General features: G+C 73.1%; 15 protein-coding genes. 10 read left to right on the forward strand and 5 right to left on the reverse strand.

The window, feature by feature from the left end; translation table 11 throughout:
* Window positions 1-125: 125 nt before the first annotated feature.
* Complete coding sequence (cobT, locus tag Sco07f_RS04505) at window positions 126-1,199, reverse strand: nicotinate-nucleotide--dimethylbenzimidazole phosphoribosyltransferase (protein WP_108987005.1); 1,074 nt, start codon at window positions 1,197-1,199, stop codon at window positions 126-128.
* Window positions 1,200-1,359: 160 nt separating this feature from the next.
* Here cobT and Sco07f_RS04510 point away from each other — a divergent pair, with 160 nt between their 5' ends.
* Window positions 1,360-2,088, forward strand: a complete 729-nt coding sequence (locus Sco07f_RS04510; protein ID WP_042825999.1) for a class I SAM-dependent methyltransferase — start codon at window positions 1,360-1,362, stop codon at window positions 2,086-2,088.
* Window positions 2,089-2,114: 26 nt separating this feature from the next.
* Here the strand turns inward: Sco07f_RS04510 and Sco07f_RS04515 are convergent, their stop codons facing one another.
* The gene (locus Sco07f_RS04515) at window positions 2,115-3,314 is read right to left on the reverse strand and encodes a bifunctional adenosylcobinamide kinase/adenosylcobinamide-phosphate guanylyltransferase (RefSeq protein ID WP_108987006.1); all 1,200 of its coding nucleotides are present in this window, start codon (window positions 3,312-3,314) and stop codon (window positions 2,115-2,117) included.
* Window positions 3,315-3,485: 171 nt separating this feature from the next.
* Between Sco07f_RS04515 and Sco07f_RS04520 the strand changes: the two genes are divergently transcribed.
* Window positions 3,486-3,722, forward strand: a complete 237-nt coding sequence (locus Sco07f_RS04520; RefSeq protein WP_007448727.1) for a hypothetical protein — start codon at window positions 3,486-3,488, stop codon at window positions 3,720-3,722.
* A 43-nt stretch (window positions 3,723-3,765) separates the two neighbouring features.
* On the opposite strand, the gene Sco07f_RS04525 is transcribed toward Sco07f_RS04520, so the two are convergent.
* From Sco07f_RS04525 to Sco07f_RS04535, 3 genes are all read right to left on the reverse strand, one after another.
* Window positions 3,766-4,854 carry a S1C family serine protease gene (locus Sco07f_RS04525; RefSeq protein WP_108987007.1) on the reverse strand — a complete coding sequence of 363 codons (1,089 nt, stop codon included), beginning with the start codon at window positions 4,852-4,854 and terminating at the stop codon, window positions 3,766-3,768.
* A 76-nt stretch (window positions 4,855-4,930) separates the two neighbouring features.
* Window positions 4,931-5,632, reverse strand: coding sequence for a class I SAM-dependent methyltransferase (locus tag Sco07f_RS04530; RefSeq protein ID WP_042826003.1), 702 nt, complete (start codon window positions 5,630-5,632; stop codon window positions 4,931-4,933).
* Window positions 5,633-5,715: 83 nt separating this feature from the next.
* The gene (locus Sco07f_RS04535) at window positions 5,716-6,354 is read right to left on the reverse strand and encodes a DUF3043 domain-containing protein (RefSeq protein WP_063739970.1); all 639 of its coding nucleotides are present in this window, start codon (window positions 6,352-6,354) and stop codon (window positions 5,716-5,718) included.
* A 284-nt stretch (window positions 6,355-6,638) separates the two neighbouring features.
* On the opposite strand from Sco07f_RS04535, the gene Sco07f_RS04540 reads away from it, so the two are divergent.
* The 8 genes from Sco07f_RS04540 to Sco07f_RS04575 all read left to right on the forward strand — a co-directional run bounded on the left by Sco07f_RS04540 (window position 6,639) and on the right by Sco07f_RS04575 (window position 15,130).
* Complete coding sequence (locus Sco07f_RS04540) at window positions 6,639-7,436, forward strand: PspA/IM30 family protein (RefSeq protein ID WP_256975177.1); 798 nt, start codon at window positions 6,639-6,641, stop codon at window positions 7,434-7,436.
* A 34-nt stretch (window positions 7,437-7,470) separates the two neighbouring features.
* Window positions 7,471-7,755: a PspA-associated protein PspAA gene (gene pspAA, locus Sco07f_RS04545; RefSeq protein WP_007448724.1), complete on the forward strand. Its 285-nt coding sequence runs from the start codon at window positions 7,471-7,473 to the stop codon at window positions 7,753-7,755.
* A gap of 194 nt (window positions 7,756-7,949) precedes the next feature.
* Window positions 7,950-9,191 carry a sensor histidine kinase gene (locus Sco07f_RS04550; protein WP_007448722.1) on the forward strand — a complete coding sequence of 414 codons (1,242 nt, stop codon included), beginning with the start codon at window positions 7,950-7,952 and terminating at the stop codon, window positions 9,189-9,191.
* Window positions 9,188-9,871, forward strand: a complete 684-nt coding sequence (locus Sco07f_RS04555) for a response regulator (protein WP_007448721.1) — start codon at window positions 9,188-9,190, stop codon at window positions 9,869-9,871. Before Sco07f_RS04550 ends, Sco07f_RS04555 begins: the two co-directional genes overlap by 4 nt.
* A gap of 180 nt (window positions 9,872-10,051) precedes the next feature.
* Window positions 10,052-13,177, forward strand: a complete 3,126-nt coding sequence (locus Sco07f_RS04560; protein ID WP_108987008.1) for an efflux RND transporter permease subunit — start codon at window positions 10,052-10,054, stop codon at window positions 13,175-13,177.
* A gap of 235 nt (window positions 13,178-13,412) precedes the next feature.
* A complete protein-coding gene (locus Sco07f_RS04565; RefSeq protein ID WP_007448719.1) occupies window positions 13,413-13,850 on the forward strand; it encodes a hypothetical protein in 438 nt (145 codons plus the stop codon).
* The gene (locus Sco07f_RS04570) at window positions 13,828-14,430 is read left to right on the forward strand and encodes a hypothetical protein (protein ID WP_108987009.1); all 603 of its coding nucleotides are present in this window, start codon (window positions 13,828-13,830) and stop codon (window positions 14,428-14,430) included. Before Sco07f_RS04565 ends, Sco07f_RS04570 begins: the two co-directional genes overlap by 23 nt.
* Window positions 14,423-15,130, forward strand: coding sequence for a hypothetical protein (locus Sco07f_RS04575; protein WP_108987010.1), 708 nt, complete (start codon window positions 14,423-14,425; stop codon window positions 15,128-15,130). The genes Sco07f_RS04570 and Sco07f_RS04575 overlap by 8 nt, the downstream gene beginning before the upstream one ends.
* The last annotated feature ends 6 nt before the right edge of the window (window positions 15,131-15,136 follow it).

Here is a 15,136-nt window from a genome sequence, read left to right on the forward strand (position 1 = left end):
CCCAGGGCGGCACGGGTGGGCGCAGCGGCACCCAGTAGCGCCGGGCGCGCGACCGACCCCGGGCCCACACCTACGCCGGGCAACCAAGGAGCCCCGGTCACCGAACCCGGGTCACCGAACCGCGTTCACTCGTCCCCGACCGTCGCCTCACCGTCGGAGACCTCCGGCAGCTCCGCCGCCAAGGACGCCGCCGCCTGCACCAGAGGCAGGGCCAGCAACCCGCCCGCTCCCTCGCCCACCTTCACGCCCTGCGACAGCAGCGGCTCCAGCGCCATCCGGTCCAGCGCCTTCGCCTGCCCCGGCTCCCCGCTGTCGTGCGCCGCCAGCCACCAGTCCGGCGCCCGGAAGGCGACCCGCTGCCCGACCAGCGCGCACGCGGCCGTCACGACGCCGTCCAGGATCACCGGCAGCTTCCGCACCGCGCTCTGCAGCAGGAAGCCCGTCATGGCCGTGAGGTCCGCGCCGCCGACCGTGGCGAGGAGCTGCAACTGGTCGCCGAGGACGGGCCGCGCGCGCCGCAGCCCGTCCCGGATCGCCGCGCACTTGCGCATCCAGGCCAGGTCGTCGATGGCCACCCCGCCCCGGCCGGTGACGACCGACGCGTCCGTCCCGCACAGTGCCGCCACCAGGACGCCCGCCGCCGTCGTACCGCCCACGCTCACGTCGCCGAGCACCACCAGGTCCGTGCCCGAGTCGGCCTCCTCGTCGGCCACCGCCATCCCGGCCCGGAAGGCCGCCTCCGCCTCCTCGAGGGTCAGCGCGTCCTCGACGTCGATGCGTCCGCCGCCGCGCCGCACCCGGTGTCCCGCCACCTCGGCCGGCAGCGTCTCCGGGTCGCAGTCCAGGGCCATGTCGACGACGCGCACGGGCACGTCCAGGCGCCGGGCGAGCACCGACACCGGCCGGCCGCCCTCCAGCACCTGGCGCACCAGCTCACCGGCGCCGCCCGCGGGCCGCGCCGAGACGCCCAGCTCGGCGATCTTGTGGTCACCGGCGAAGAGCACCACCCGGGGCCGTACGACCGGCCGTACCGGAACCGCGGACTGCGCGGCCGCCAGCCACTCGCCCAGGTCGTCCAGGCGGCCCAGCGATCCGGGCGGAACGGCCTGACGCTCCCGGCGCGCCTCGGCGTCGCGGCGGATCCCGCCGTCGGGGCGCTCGATCAGGTCGGTGAAGTCGTCGAGATTCAGCGAGCTCATTCGCCGAACAGTACCGGCCCCGGCCGAACCCCGAGGAGGGCCCGTGGGCAGCGCGCCCGGGCTGCGTCGTTGCACCCCGGAAGGCGATCACCTACGTAACGTTTTGCCTGGAATGTCGTACGTCCTCGCGTACGCCCTCGTCTCGTGTCGGGAGCCGCCCGTGTCCGGACCCTCCGCCCCCTCGGTGCCTCCCGTCCCGCCGGTGCCTCCCGTCCCGTCGTACGGGCCGTACCGCCAGGACTGCCCCTGGTGCGGCTCGCGGCGGCTGAGGGCCCGGCTGCGCGGTGACGGGCCGCGGCAGGGCGCCCCCCACCGGTCGCAGATCGAGCGGTGCGCGGACTGCCGGCACGTCTTCCGCAACCCGCCGCTCACGCCCGGCCCGGAGCGCTCCCTGGTCCGGGCCGGCGTCCGGCTGCGGCACGGCCTGGCCGCCCGCGCGATGTCCCGCCGCTGTCCCGAGCCCGAGAGCTGGCTGGACGTCGGCACCGGGGACGCCGACTTCCCGCTGACCGCCCGTACGCACTTCCCGTACACCTCGTTCGACGGCCTGGACCCCACCCACCGCGTGCTGCGGGCCCGCGCCGTGGAGCGGGTGGAGGAGGCGTTCGTCGGGCGGCTGACGGACCGGCACATCGCGGCGCGGCTGCGGGGGCGCTACGACGTCGTCAGCCTCTTCCAGTACCTGGAACGCGTCCCGGACCCGCGCGCCGAACTGCGGGCCGCGCTCGGGGCGCTGCGGCCCGGCGGGCACCTGCTCGTCGACGTGGCCGACCCGCGCCGCCTGTTCCCCGTGCACCCCGTCGGGCTGAACGCCGAACTCGTGGCCCAGGGCTGCACGGTCCTCACCGGGACCCGCGTCCACCGCGTCATCGCGCGCAAGGACGCCTGAGCTCCCGTAGACCTGCCCGAGGCGCCTCAGCCCCGCAGCACCAGCGCCTGGCCCGCCACCACCAGCAGCACCTGCTCGCACTCGGCCGCGAAAGCCGCGTTGAGGCGGCCCAGTTCGTCGCGGTAGCGGCGGCCGGACGCCGTGGCCGGGACGATGCCCGAACCGACCTCGTTCGACACCGCCACCAGAGTGCGCCGGGTGGCGCGGACCGCCTCCGTCAGCTCCCGCACCCGGTCCCTGAGCGCCCGTTCGCCGCCGTCGGCCCACTCCGCGTCGTCCCACGCGCCGACCGCGTCCATCGCGTCCGTCAGCCACAGGGACAGACAGTCGACGAGGAGGGGCGGGCCCTCGTCCGCCAGCAGGGGCACCAGGTCGCAGGTCTCGGCGGTCCGCCACGAGCCCGGGCGGCGTTCCCGGTGCGCGCCGACCCGGGCCGCCCATTCGGCGTCGCCGTTCCGGGAGCCGCCGGTGGCGACGTAGAGGACGTCGGGGAAGGGCTCGAGGCGGCGTTCCGCCTCCACCGACTTGCCCGACCGCGCGCCGCCCAGGACGAGGGTGCGCCGCGGTACGTCGGGTACGTCCTCGTACGAGCCCACCGCCAGCGTCGTGCCGTCCGGCACCGCCCGCGCGCCGGCCGCCGCGAGCCGCCGCGCCAGTTCCCGGCCCGGCGGCACGTCGTGGTCCAGGTGGACGGCGACGACGTCCGTCGTCGGGCCCGCCGCACCCACCGCCCGCAGCCTCGCCAGCGCGTCCGGCCGCCCCACGACGTCCGCGACGACCAGGTCGTACGGCTCGGCCGGCCCCTCCAGACCGGCGGGGGCCCCGCCCGGCGGCACGTACAGGATCCGTCCGCCGTCCGGTCCCGTCACGGCGTACCCGGTGCCCGGCGCGTCGAGCGCCACCGCCCGCACCCGGTGCCCGGTCAGCAGTGCCAGCTCCCGCCCGTCCGGCACCCGGCCCGGCTGCGGCAGCCCGGCCGGCACCTCCACGGCGGGACCGTCGTGCGGGTGCGAGAGCAGCACCTGCCGCACGCCGGCCAGGGAGTGCCCGGCCCTCGCGGCGGCGAACGCGGCGCCCGGCGTCAGGTCGAGCAGCAGCGCCCCGTCCACCAGCAGCGCGGTCGCCGCGCGCGCGTCGTCGCCCTGCGCCGCGGCACAGGCCGCACAGGGACAGTCGGGGCGGGGCAGTCCCGCGGGGGCACCGGTGCCGAGCAGAGTCACGTCCACGCACCGATTTTCGCCGGTCGCCCGGCGACATGCGCGCCCGAGCCCCCACACGAGCGCACCCCGCACGTCCAGGCCTTCTACGGTGCGCCCGCGTCAGCGCATAGGCTGCGGGCGGGGGCCGGACCAAGATCCGGCTTCCGCTCTGCATGTGCACACATCTTGGAGGCGTACATGGCGGCATGGACGTGGCGGTTCGAGACGGCCGACGGGACGGAGGTCCAGCCCGCGGTGCAGCCCGAGGAGTTCACCACGCAAGGGGACGCCGAGTCCTGGATCGGGGAGCACTGGAAGGACCTCCAGGGGGGCGGCACCGACCAGGTGCGGCTCTTCGAGGACTCCACGGAGATCTACGGCCCGATGAGCCTGCACGCCGAGGAGGCGGAGGCCGAGGCCGAGTCCGACGCCTGAGGGGGCCGTCGCCCCGGGGCGGGCGGGGACGGTTCACTCCCCGTCACTGCTCGCCCAGCGTCACCTCGGCGGTGTGCTCGTCGCCGTCGCGGGTGTACGTCACCTTGGTCCGGTCGCCCGGCCGCATCGACGCCAGTGCCTCGGACAGCGAGGTGATGGTGGTGATGTCCGTGTTCCCGAGTTTCACGATGACGTCCCCGGGCCGCAGTCCCGCGTCGTCGGCGGCCCCGCCGTCGCTCACCTCGACGACGGCCGCACCGGCCGGCCGGTAGCTGCCGTCGACGACCGTCCGGGCGGTGATGCCCAGCGCGGCCCGGCCCGAGTCGGTGACCCGGCCGTCCTTGACGATCTGATCCGCCACCGTCGTCACCATCGACGCCGGGATCGCGAACCCGATGCCGGGCGCCGCGCTGTCGCCGAGGCCCGGGTCGGTCGCCGCCAGCGTCGGGATGCCGATCACCTGCCCGTCCAGGTTCACCAGGGCGCCCCCGCTGTTGCCGGGGTTGATGGCCGCCGACGTCTGCACCATGTTGGCGATGGTCGCGCCCGTGCCGCCCCCGCTGCCGCCCTCCGTGACGGTCCGGCCGATCGCCGACACGATGCCCTGCGTCACGCTGGAGGACAGGCCGAGCGGCGAACCCATCGCCAGCACGATCTGCCCGACCTCGACCTTCGCGGAGTCCGCGAAGCGGGCCGCCTTCATGCCGTCGGGCACCTTGTCCAGCTTGATCACGGCCAGGTCCTGCTCCGGGTAGGAGGAGACGAGCTTCGCGCCCAGCGCCCCCTCGGTGCGGGCGGTCGTCACCCGGAAGGACTTCTCGTCCCCGACCACGTGCGCGTTGGTGACGACGTGGCCCTTGTCGTCGTACACGACCCCCGACCCCAGCGAGTCGCCCGCCTGGATCTGCACCACCGACGGCAGTACGTCCTTGATCACCCGCTCGTAGTCGGCCTGGAGATCACTGGCCGCGTGCGGCGCCGCCGCCTGCGCCGTGTCGCCCTCCCGTGCGCTCCCCGAGCCTGGCCCGGTCCCCGAACCGGCGCCGGAACAGCCGCTCGACAGCAGCACGGAGCACGCCAGGACGGCGATCGGAGCGAGCAGCCGGGGCAGACGGGCGCGGGAAGTGTCCATGGCCCGAGTCTCACCGCGCCCCCGCCGTCCGGCCCCCGGTGATCACCCGAACGGGCGCCGGGGCCGGGCGCACCGGCTAGCCCCGTACGCCGCACAGGTGGAGCAGGGCCGCGACCGCGCGGTACGGGTCGGTCCGGCCGGCCCGTTCCTCGGCGGCCAGCAGGGTGTCCAGGTCGGCGGGGACCGGGGCGCCGTCGGGTGCCGTGTCCGTGAAGATCCGTACGCCGTACCAGGTGTGCAGCGGGGCGCCGATGCCCGCGAGCTTCGCCGTGAGCGTCGCCAGCCGGTCCGCGCGGACGTCGAGGCCCAGGCGGTTGCGGTAGTTCACGGTGTCGAAGGAGGCCAGCGCGCCCGCCCAGTCACCGTGCTGACCGGGGCGCAGCGCGAGCGCGTCGCCGTTGCGCACCACGAGCGACAGCAGGCCGCCGGGCGCGAGCATCCGGGCCAGGCCCGCGAGCAGGGGATCGGGCTCCTCGATGTACATGAGGACGCCGTGGCAGAGCACCACGTCGAAGCTGCCCGGCAGGAAGTGCACGCCGGTGTCCCGGCCGTCGCCCTCGACGATCCGCATCCGCTCCCGGATGCCCTCCGGCTGGCCGGCCAGCGCGTCCCGGGCCGCGGCGATCATCGTCGCGTCGCGCTCCACCCCGGTCACCTGGTGCCCGGCCCGCGCCAGCCGCAGCGCCTGGGTGCCCTGGCCCATCCCGACGTCGAGCACGCGCAGCCGCCTGCCCACGGCGAAGCGTCCGGCTATCTGCTCGTCCAGCTGCCGGGCCACCATCTCCTGCCGTACGACATTGCGAAGCCCGGACAGCCCCGCTGTCCAGGCCTCGGCCGCGCCCCCGGCGAACGGCGTCGTGCTCAGGGCCGCTCCCCGCGCTTGACCTGCGGCTTCGGCAGCCGGAGACGGCGCATCTGGAGGGAACGCATCAGGGCGTAGGCGACCGCGCCGCGCCTGCGCTCGTCCGGGAAGCGCTCGGCGAGCCGCTTCTTCAGCCGGAAGCCGGTGACGATCGAGTCCAGCACGATCAGCACGATCACGACCAGCCACAGCAGCAGCGCGATGTTCTGCAGCGAGGCCACCCGGATCATGCTCAGCACGAGGATGACCACGGCCATCGGCAGGAAGTACTCCGCGATGTTGAACCGCGAGTCGATGAAGTCACGGGCGAACTTGCGGACCGGGCCCTTGTCGCGGGCCGGCAGGTACCGCTCGTCGCCCTTGGCCAGCGCCTCGCGCTGCCGGGCCATCGCGGTCCGCCGCTCCTCGCGCTGCCGCTTGGCGGCGTCCTTGCGCGTCATCGGCGTACTGGCGACGCTGCGGCGCTGGGACTGGGCCGCACTGCGCTTGGGCGTGGGCCTTCCCTTGGGGGCCTGCGGGTCACGGGGCTGCTTGGAGTCGGTCACCGGCGCACTGACGGCGCTCTGGGCCTTCTCATCCTTGGCACGGCTACGGAACACAAAACCCAAGGGTACGGGGTGCCGGGGTGTGGACCCCAGTCCGGTGGGGAACGATCCGGCAACGCCGGACGTCTGTAAGTGGACAGAGCGGATGTACGGAGCGGATGGTGCGTACGTCCCAGGACACCCGGACTTTCCGGACAACCCCGGGAAGTACCTACTCCCTGCGCCTGACGGGGAACGGGCACAGTCGTCCTTGGGGATGAGCGCATCCGTCCCCGAACAGTGCGGTAATGGATGCAGGGCCCGTACTGTGGGTTCTGTTGCAGTCGCTGGAGCTGGAGTCGGTCAGAAGGGGGCGCGCGAAGCCCATGAGCGGTGTCATGAAGCGTATGGGGATGATCTTCCGCGCGAAGGCCAACAAGGCCCTTGACCGGGCCGAGGACCCGCGCGAGACCCTCGATTACTCGTACCAGAAACAGCTGGAGCTGCTGCAGAAGGTGCGCCGCGGCGTCGCCGACGTGGCCACCAGCCGCAAGCGACTGGAGCTGCAGCTCAATCAGCTCCAGTCCCAGTCGGGCAAGCTGGAGGACCAGGGCCGCAAGGCGCTGGCGCTGGGCCGCGAGGACCTGGCCCGCGAGGCGCTCTCCCGGCGCGCCGCGCTCCAGCAGCAGGTCACCGACCTGGAGACGCAGCACGCCACCCTCCAGGGCGAGGAGGAGAAGCTCACCCTTGCGGCCCAGCGCCTCCAGGCCAAGGTGGACGCCTTCCGCACGAAGAAGGAGACCATCAAGGCCACCTACACGGCGGCCCAGGCGCAGACCCGCATCGGCGAGGCGTTCTCCGGCATCTCCGAGGAGATGGGCGACGTCGGCCTGGCCATCCAGCGGGCCGAGGACAAGACCGCCCAGCTCCAGGCCCGGGCCGGTGCCATCGACGAGCTGCTCGCCTCCGGCGCCCTCGACGACCAGTCCGGTATGCACAAGGACGACATCCAGGCCGAGCTGGACCGGCTCTCCGGTGGTACGGATGTAGAGCTGGAACTTCAGCGCATGAAGGCCGAGCTTTCCGGGGGCTCCACCTCGGACCGCCAGGCCATCGAGGGCGGCCAGGGCGAGGGCCAGGCCCCGTCGCAGTCCCAGCAGCAGCCGCAGGACACCCCGCGCTTCGACAAGCAGTAGCCGCCTACAGCAGTAGTCGCCTAGGAGGGCCGACATGATCGTACGGATCATGGGGGAGGGACAGCTGAAGCTGGCCGACGGCCGGCTCACCCAGCTGAACGAGCTGGACGACGAACTCCTCGCCGAGATGGAGAACGGCGACGGCCCCGGCTTCCGCGCGACCCTCCAGGCCCTCCTGGCCAAGGTCCGCGAACTGGGCGACCCCCTCCCCGACGACGCCCTGGAGCCCTCCGACCTCATCCTCCCGTCCCCGGACGCGACCCTGGAGGAGGTACGGGAGCTGCTGAGCGACGACGGGCTCATTCCGGGCGGCACCTGACGCATGCGGGTGCCCCTGCGCTGCGTCGTACGGCGCCTTGGTGACGCAGGCCGAGAACAATCAGCCCGTCCGGCGTTCGAGGACGAGGCCGTTCAGGTCGAAGCAGGGGGTCTGGGGGCGCAGCCCTCCAGTCGACGCCCACTGAACGCGGGCCCGCTCATGAGACACCTCCACTCCAGCTACCGTGAAAAACCGTGAGCACCCTCGCCAGAGCCCGCTGCGTCTACGGCGCCCACCCCTCCACGATGGACGCCGCCCTTGCCGCTGCCGTCCTGATCTGCATGGTCGCCGGCTCCTTCGTGGACCCGCACGGCCCGGAGGGCGTCAACTGGGACCTGCGCACTCCCGACGTGCTCAGCCTCGCCCTCATGACCGCCGGCGCCGCCGCGCTGGCCTTCCGGCGCCGGGCACCGATGGCGGTCCTCGCCGTCACCGGCGGCGTCTCCGTCGTCGAGAGCGTCACCGGTGACCCGCGCGCCCCCGTCGTCATGGCGGCCGTCATCGCCCTCTACACCGTCGCCGCCTCCACCGACCGGCCCACCACCTGGCGGGTCGGCCTGCTCACCATGACCGTGCTCACCGGCGCCGCCATGCTGGCCGGCTCCCTGCCCTGGTACGCGCAGGAGAACCTCGCCGTCTTCGCCTGGACCGGCATCGGCGCCACCGCCGGGGACGCCGTCCGCAGCCGCCGGGCCTTCGTGCAGGCCATCCGGGACCGGGCCGAGAAGGCCGAGCGCACCCGCGAGGAGGAGGCCCGCCGCCGCGTGGCCGAGGAGCGGCTGCGCATCGCCCGCGACCTGCACGACGTCGTCGCCCACCACATCGCCCTGGTCAACGTGCAGGCCGGCGTCGCCTCGCACGTCATGGACAAGCGGCCCGACCAGGCCAAGGAGGCGCTCGCCCACGTACGGGAGGCCAGCCGCAGCGCGCTGGACGAACTGCGGGCCACCGTCGGGCTGCTCCGCCAGTCCGGCGACCCGGAGGCACCGACCGAGCCCGCCCCGGGCCTGGCCCGCCTCGACGAACTCGTGGGCACCTTCCAGCACGCCGGACTGCGCGTCGAGCTGGCCCGCACCGACCAGGGCACCGAACTGCCCGCCGCCGTCGACCTGGCCGCGTACCGCATCATCCAGGAGGCCCTGACCAATGTGCAGAAGCACGCGGGACGGCAGGCGAAGGCCGAGGTCAGCGTCGTACGGGTCGGGCCGGACATCGAGGTGACCGTCCTCGACGACGGCCTCGCCGACGGCGAGGCCCCCGACGCCCCCGCCGAGGGCGGCGGGCACGGGCTGCTCGGCATGCGCGAGCGGGTCACCGCCGTGCGCGGCACCCTCACCACCGGTCCCCGCTACGGCGGCGGTTTCCGCGTGCATGCGATCCTTCCGGTCAAGAGCCGCACCGACGCCGCCACCGAAGCCACGGGGGACCCCGTATGACGATCCGTGTCCTGCTCGCCGACGACCAGGCGCTGCTGCGCAGCGCCTTCAAGGTGCTGGTCGACTCCGAGCCCGACATGGAGGTGGTGGGGGAGGCGTCCGACGGCGCGGAGGCGGCCCGGCTGGCCGCCGAACGGCGGGCCGACGTGGTGCTGATGGACATCCGGATGCCCGGCACCGACGGTCTCGCCGCCACCCGCATGATCAGCGCCGACCCGTCGCTCGCCCATGTCCGCGTGGTCATACTGACCACCTTCGAGGTCGACGACTACGTGGTGCAGTCGCTGCGCGCGGGGGCCTCCGGCTTCCTCGGCAAGGGCTCCGAACCCGACGAACTGCTCAACGCGATCCGGGTCGCGGCCGGTGGCGAGGCGCTGCTGTCGCCGACCGCCACCAAGGGGCTGATCGCCCGCTTCCTCGCCCAGCAGGGCACGGACGACGAGGACCGCGACCCGGCCCGCGCCCAGCGTCTCGAGTCGCTGACCGTGCGCGAGCGCGAGGTGCTGGTCCAGGTGGCCGGCGGGCACTCCAACGACGAGATCGCCGAACGGCTCGAGGTCAGCCCGCTCACCGTGAAGACCCACGTCAACCGGGCCATGGCCAAGCTGGGCGCCCGCGACCGCGCCCAGCTGGTCGTCATCGCGTACGAATCCGGGCTGGTACGTCCAAGGGTGGAGTGACCTCCGCCCGCGTGTACTGCGGCGGGAGTATGCGCCGCATAAGGAAATGGACCTGGGGCCTAGGGAACCGGGGTCGCGCATGGCTCAGGGTGGTGGAGTGGGCGCTCACCTGTGCCGCCCGCGCCCGGCGCTGCCATGTGCCCCGTCCCCCGCTCGGCCACAGAAGAGAGACCCTGATCCATGTCCTGGCTGTCGAGATTCAGCCTCGCGCAACGGGCCCTGATAGGCCTGATGTCGATCGTCGCGCTCGTCTTCGGCGCGATCGCCATCCCCCAGCTCAAGCAGCAGCTGCTGCCCACCATCGAACTGCCCATGGTGTCGGTGCTGGCCCCGTACCAGGGCGCCTCGCCGGACGTGGTCGAGAAGCAGGTCGTCGAGCCGATCGAGGACAACCTCGAGGCCGTCGACGGGATCTCGGGCGTCACCTCCACAGCCAGTGAGGGCAACGCCGTCATCATGGCGTCCTTCGACTACGGCCCGAACACCCAGCAGCTCGTCGCCGACGTCCAGCAGGCCGTGAACCGGGCCCGCGCCCAGCTCCCGGACGGCGTGGACCCGCAGGTCATCTCCGGCTCGACGGACGACATCCCGACCGTCGTCCTCGCCGTCACCTCGGACAAGGACCAGCAGGCGCTGGCCGACCAGCTGGACAAGACGGTCGTCTCCGAACTGAAGGACATCGACGGCGTCGCCCAGGTCGTGGTCGACGGCGTCCGCGACGTCCAGGTCACCGTCACGCCGGACCCGGCGAAGCTGGCCGCGGCCAAGGTGAACCCGCAGACGCTCGCCCAGTCCCTCCAGGCGGGCGGCGCGACCGTCCCCGCCGGTTCCTTCGACGAGGCGGGCGCCAACCGCACCGTCCAGGTCGGCGGCGGCTTCACCTCGGTCAAGCAGATCCAGGACCTGATGATCACCGGCGAGGGCGTCGACGAGCCGGTCCGCCTCGGCGACGTCGCCACCGTCAAGGAGGAGGAGGCCAAGGCCGACTCCCTCACCCGCACCAACGGCAAGCCGTCCCTCGCGGTCGCCGTGACGATGGACCACGACGGCAGCGCGGTCTCCATCTCCAACGCCGTCGAGGACAAGCTCCCCGACCTGCGCGAGCAGCTCGGCTCCGGCGCGACCCTCACGGTCGTCAGCGACCAGGGCCCGGCGGTCTCCAAGGCCATCTCCGGCCTGACCACGGAGGGCGGGCTCGGACTGCTCTTCGCCGTGCTGGTCATCCTGGTCTTCCTGGCGTCGATCCGCTCCACCCTGGTCACCGCGGTCTCCATCCCGCTGTCGGTGGTGCTGGCCCTGATCGTCCTGTGGACGCGCGACCTGTCGCTCAACATGCTGACGCTGGGCGCGCTGACCATCGCCATCGGCCGCGTCGTCGACGACTCGATCGTGGTCCTGGAGAACATCAAGCGGCACCTCGGCTACGGCGAGGAGCGCAAGGACGCCATCCTGGGCGCCGTCCGCGAGGTCGCCGGAGCGGTCACCTCCTCCACCCTCACCACGGTCGCCGTGTTCCTGCCGATCGGCCTGGTCGGCGGCATGGTCGGCGAGCTGTTCGGCTCCTTCAGCCTCACCGTCACCGCGGCGCTCCTCGCGTCCCTGCTGGTGTCGCTGACGGTCGTCCCGGTGCTGTCGTACTGGTTCCTGCGGCCGCCGAAGGGAACCCCCGAGGACGCGGCCGAGGCCCGTCGCCTCGCCGAGGAGAAGGAGGCCAAGAGCCGCCTCCAGCGCTTCTACGTGCCCGTCCTGCGCTTCGCCACCCGCCGCCGCCTCACCAGCGTGGCCATCGCGATCGTGGTCCTGGTCGGCACCTTCGGCATGGCGCCGCTGCTCAAGACCAACTTCTTCGACCAGGGCGAGCAGAAGGTCCTCAGCGTCAAGCAGGAGCTGAAGCCCGGCACCAGCCTCGGCGCGACCGACGAGCAGGCCAAGAAGGTCGAGAAGCTGCTCGGCGAGACCGAGGGCGTCAAGGACTACCAGGTCACGATCGGCTCGTCCGGCTTCATGGCCGCCTTCGGCGGCGGCACGGACACCAACCAGGCCTCGTACCAGCTCATGCTGGAGGACTCGGCGAACGCCGAGGACGTCCAGGACCACATCGAGGACGGGCTGGCGAAGCTCGGCGACGGCATCGGCACCACCACGATCGCCGCCGGGGACGGCTTCGGCAGCCAGGACCTGAGCGTCGTCGTCAAGGCGGCCGACGCGGAGGTGCTGCGCGACGCCGCCGAGCAGGTCCGCAAGACCGTCGCCGGCCTCGACGACGTCACCGACGTCACCAGCGACCTGGCGCAGAGCGTCCCGCGCATCTCGGTCAAGGCCAACGCGAAGGCCGCCGACGCCGGGTTCACCGACCAGACGCTCGGCGCGGCCGTCGCCCAGGCGGTGCGCGGCACCCCGGCGGCCAAGGCGACCCTGGACGACACCGAGCGGGACGTCGTCATCAAGTCGGCCCAGCCGGCCACCACGATGGCCGAGCTGAAGGCCCTGAACCTGGGCCCGGTCAAGCTCGGTGACATCGCCACCGTGCAGCTGGTGGACGGTCCGGTCTCCATGACCCGCATCGACGGGCAGCGCGCGGCGACCGTCACCGCCAAGCCGACCGGCGACAACACCGGCGCGGTCGGCGCGGACCTCCAGTCGAAGATCGACGGCCTGGACCTGCCGGCCGGTGCCACGGCCGAGATCGGCGGCGTCACCGCGGACCAGGACGAGGCCTTCGTCAACCTGGGCCTGGCCATGCTCGCGGCGATCGCCATCGTCTTCATGCTGCTGGTCGGCACCTTCCGGTCGCTGGCCCAGCCGCTGATCCTGCTGGTGTCCATCCCGTTCGCGGCGACCGGCGCGATCGGCCTGCTGATCGCCACGGGCACCCCGATGGGCGTCCCGGCGATGATCGGCATGCTGATGCTGATCGGCATCGTGGTCACCAACGCCATCGTGCTGATCGACCTGATCAACCAGTACCGCAAGCAGGGCTACGGCGTCGTCGAGGCCGTGATCGAGGGCGGCCGCCACCGCCTGCGCCCGATCCTCATGACGGCCCTGGCGACGATCTTCGCCCTCCTCCCGATGGCGCTGGGCGTCACCGGCGAGGGCGGCTTCATCGCCCAGCCCCTGGCCGTGGTCGTCATCGGCGGTCTGATCACGTCGACCCTGCTGACCCTCCTCCTGGTCCCGACCCTCTACGCGATGCTGGAGCTCCGCAAGGAGCGCCGCGCGAAGAAGCGGGCCGCGAAGAAGGGCGGCGGTGAAGCGCCGCCGCAGCCGGAGGCGTCGGACGAGCCGGAGCCGGCACAGGTCTGAGCGACGCGGACACGGGGAAGGGGTGCTCCCGCCGATGGGCGGGAGCACCCCTTCCCCGTCCGGCCCGACCGGCCGCGCGGACGTACAACTCCGCGAAAGGTTGTAGGGGAAGTGTGAGAAGGCGTATGGGATTACGCACATCCTGAAACCGTGACGGCTGCGGAGCGGCATCCGCTTGGTGGTGTGGAGGAGGGGTGGGCCTCCGCCACATGACCGAGCGGAGGGGACCGGACCCATGGCCGACGTGAGTGAACGCGCGCCGAGTGCTCAGGAGATGCGGACCAGGGCAGCGGCCTTCGTCAGTGGCGCCACCCGGCGCGGCAGGCTTCCGCTGGACTACTCCGTGGCCAGCCTGCGTGTCGTCGACTTCCTGGTCGAAGGACTGCGCCGGGACGGTGTGGAGGAGACCCGGGTCGGTGAGGTGCTGCTCGATCTGGGGGCGTACGTGGGCGAGGTGCTCGTACGGCGCGCAGGTGCCACGTGGATCGACTTCGACGCGGACCAGCGGGTGTATTTCGGGCAGCCGGCCGGAGTGCGGATGCCGGACGGGCGAGTGTGGAACCCGCTGGGCAAGGTCCGCAACTGCTTCGCGGAGGGCAGTTCCCGGGAGTCGTTGCGCACCTTCTACCTGAAGTTGCACGGCAGGACCCGTGGTCGCCGGTCTGCCGCCTGACGGTGGCGCGGGCGGGCCGGGCGCACGGATCGCGCGCGAGCCGTCGGCGACGGGACTCCTGAGTGACGGCCGCTCCGCCCTCCGGCAGGCCGCCCTGGCCGTCGCCGTCGTCGCCCTGGCGGGGTGCGGCCGGCACCCGGGGGCGGCGGACGGCGCTGGGTCCCGGGAACCGGAGGCGGCGGTGAGCGCTGCTCCCGGCATCAGGCGGGACGAGGGGCCGGTGCGGCAGCGGTTCCCGGAGCTGGGGGACGTCGCCGGTGCGGAATGGACGGGGGAGGTCCTCGGCAGCGGCAGGCCGTCGGCGCCCGGGCCCACGGACGTTCGGATGTCCGGGGTCGTCCGGCTGACCGACGCCGACGCGTCGCGGCTGAGCGAGGAGTACGAGTGGCAGGACGGTCCGGGGGCACCGGTGGTGTCGAGCCTCCTGCGGGCCCGGGTGCCGCAGAGCACGCGGTGGCAGACGAGTGCGGACTTCACGGCCGTCGTCACGCGAGGGCGCTACTCCGCCGCGTTCCACGCCGACTTCGGCCGGAAGGTGATCGTCTTCGACGCCGTCAACCCGGAGCGCCGGGGTGACTGAGGGCGCGGAGGCGGACGACTCCCGTGGGTGGGACGAGCGTCTGGGCTGGGCGTTCGGGCTGACATCGGAGGATCCGGCGGTGCGGGACGCGGCGCTCGCCCGTCTGGTCGCCGCACGGCGGCACGTCGCGGAGGCGCTCTGCCGGGTCAACGAGATGTGGTGGCTGACGCGTCCGCTGGGTGCGGAGGAGCAGTACCGGGAGACGGCCTTCGCCGAGGCGCGCCGCAGGCACCGGCGGGCGCAGAGCGCCTCGCTGCCCGAGGCGTTGTGGGACTGCCCTCCGGGTGGGGACCTGGCGGCCTGGCCCGGACTGCCCTACGCCCTGCTCTTCCTGGAGTGGGAAGCGAGGTACCCGGCGGAGTGGACGCGGTGCGCGAAGGCGTGGGGGACGAAGCAGGGGCTTGTCCGGGACCTGGCCCGCGCCGATCACGAGGAGTCGGTCAGGGCGAAGCTGGTCGACCTGGTCGAGATCGTCGTCCTCCGGCCGTACCGCTGCAAGGACCGCGAGTACGTGCGGGTCGCCAGGGCCGTCGACGGCGCCGGTCTGCGGGGCAGGCTCGCCCGCGCGGCCGATGCGGACAGTCCCTGGGCCCGTTGCCAGGCCGGCTATGTGCTGTGGCTCCTCGACCGCCCCGACCTGCCGAACACGCCCCGTGTCTGGCAGGCCTGGGTGGCGGGCGGGTCCGCGGCCCTCGGCTGAGGTGCG

The sequence above is a fragment of the Streptomyces coelicoflavus genome (assembly GCF_003112555.1).
GTDB classification, from domain to species: Bacteria; Actinomycetota; Actinomycetes; order Streptomycetales; family Streptomycetaceae; genus Streptomyces; species Streptomyces coelicoflavus.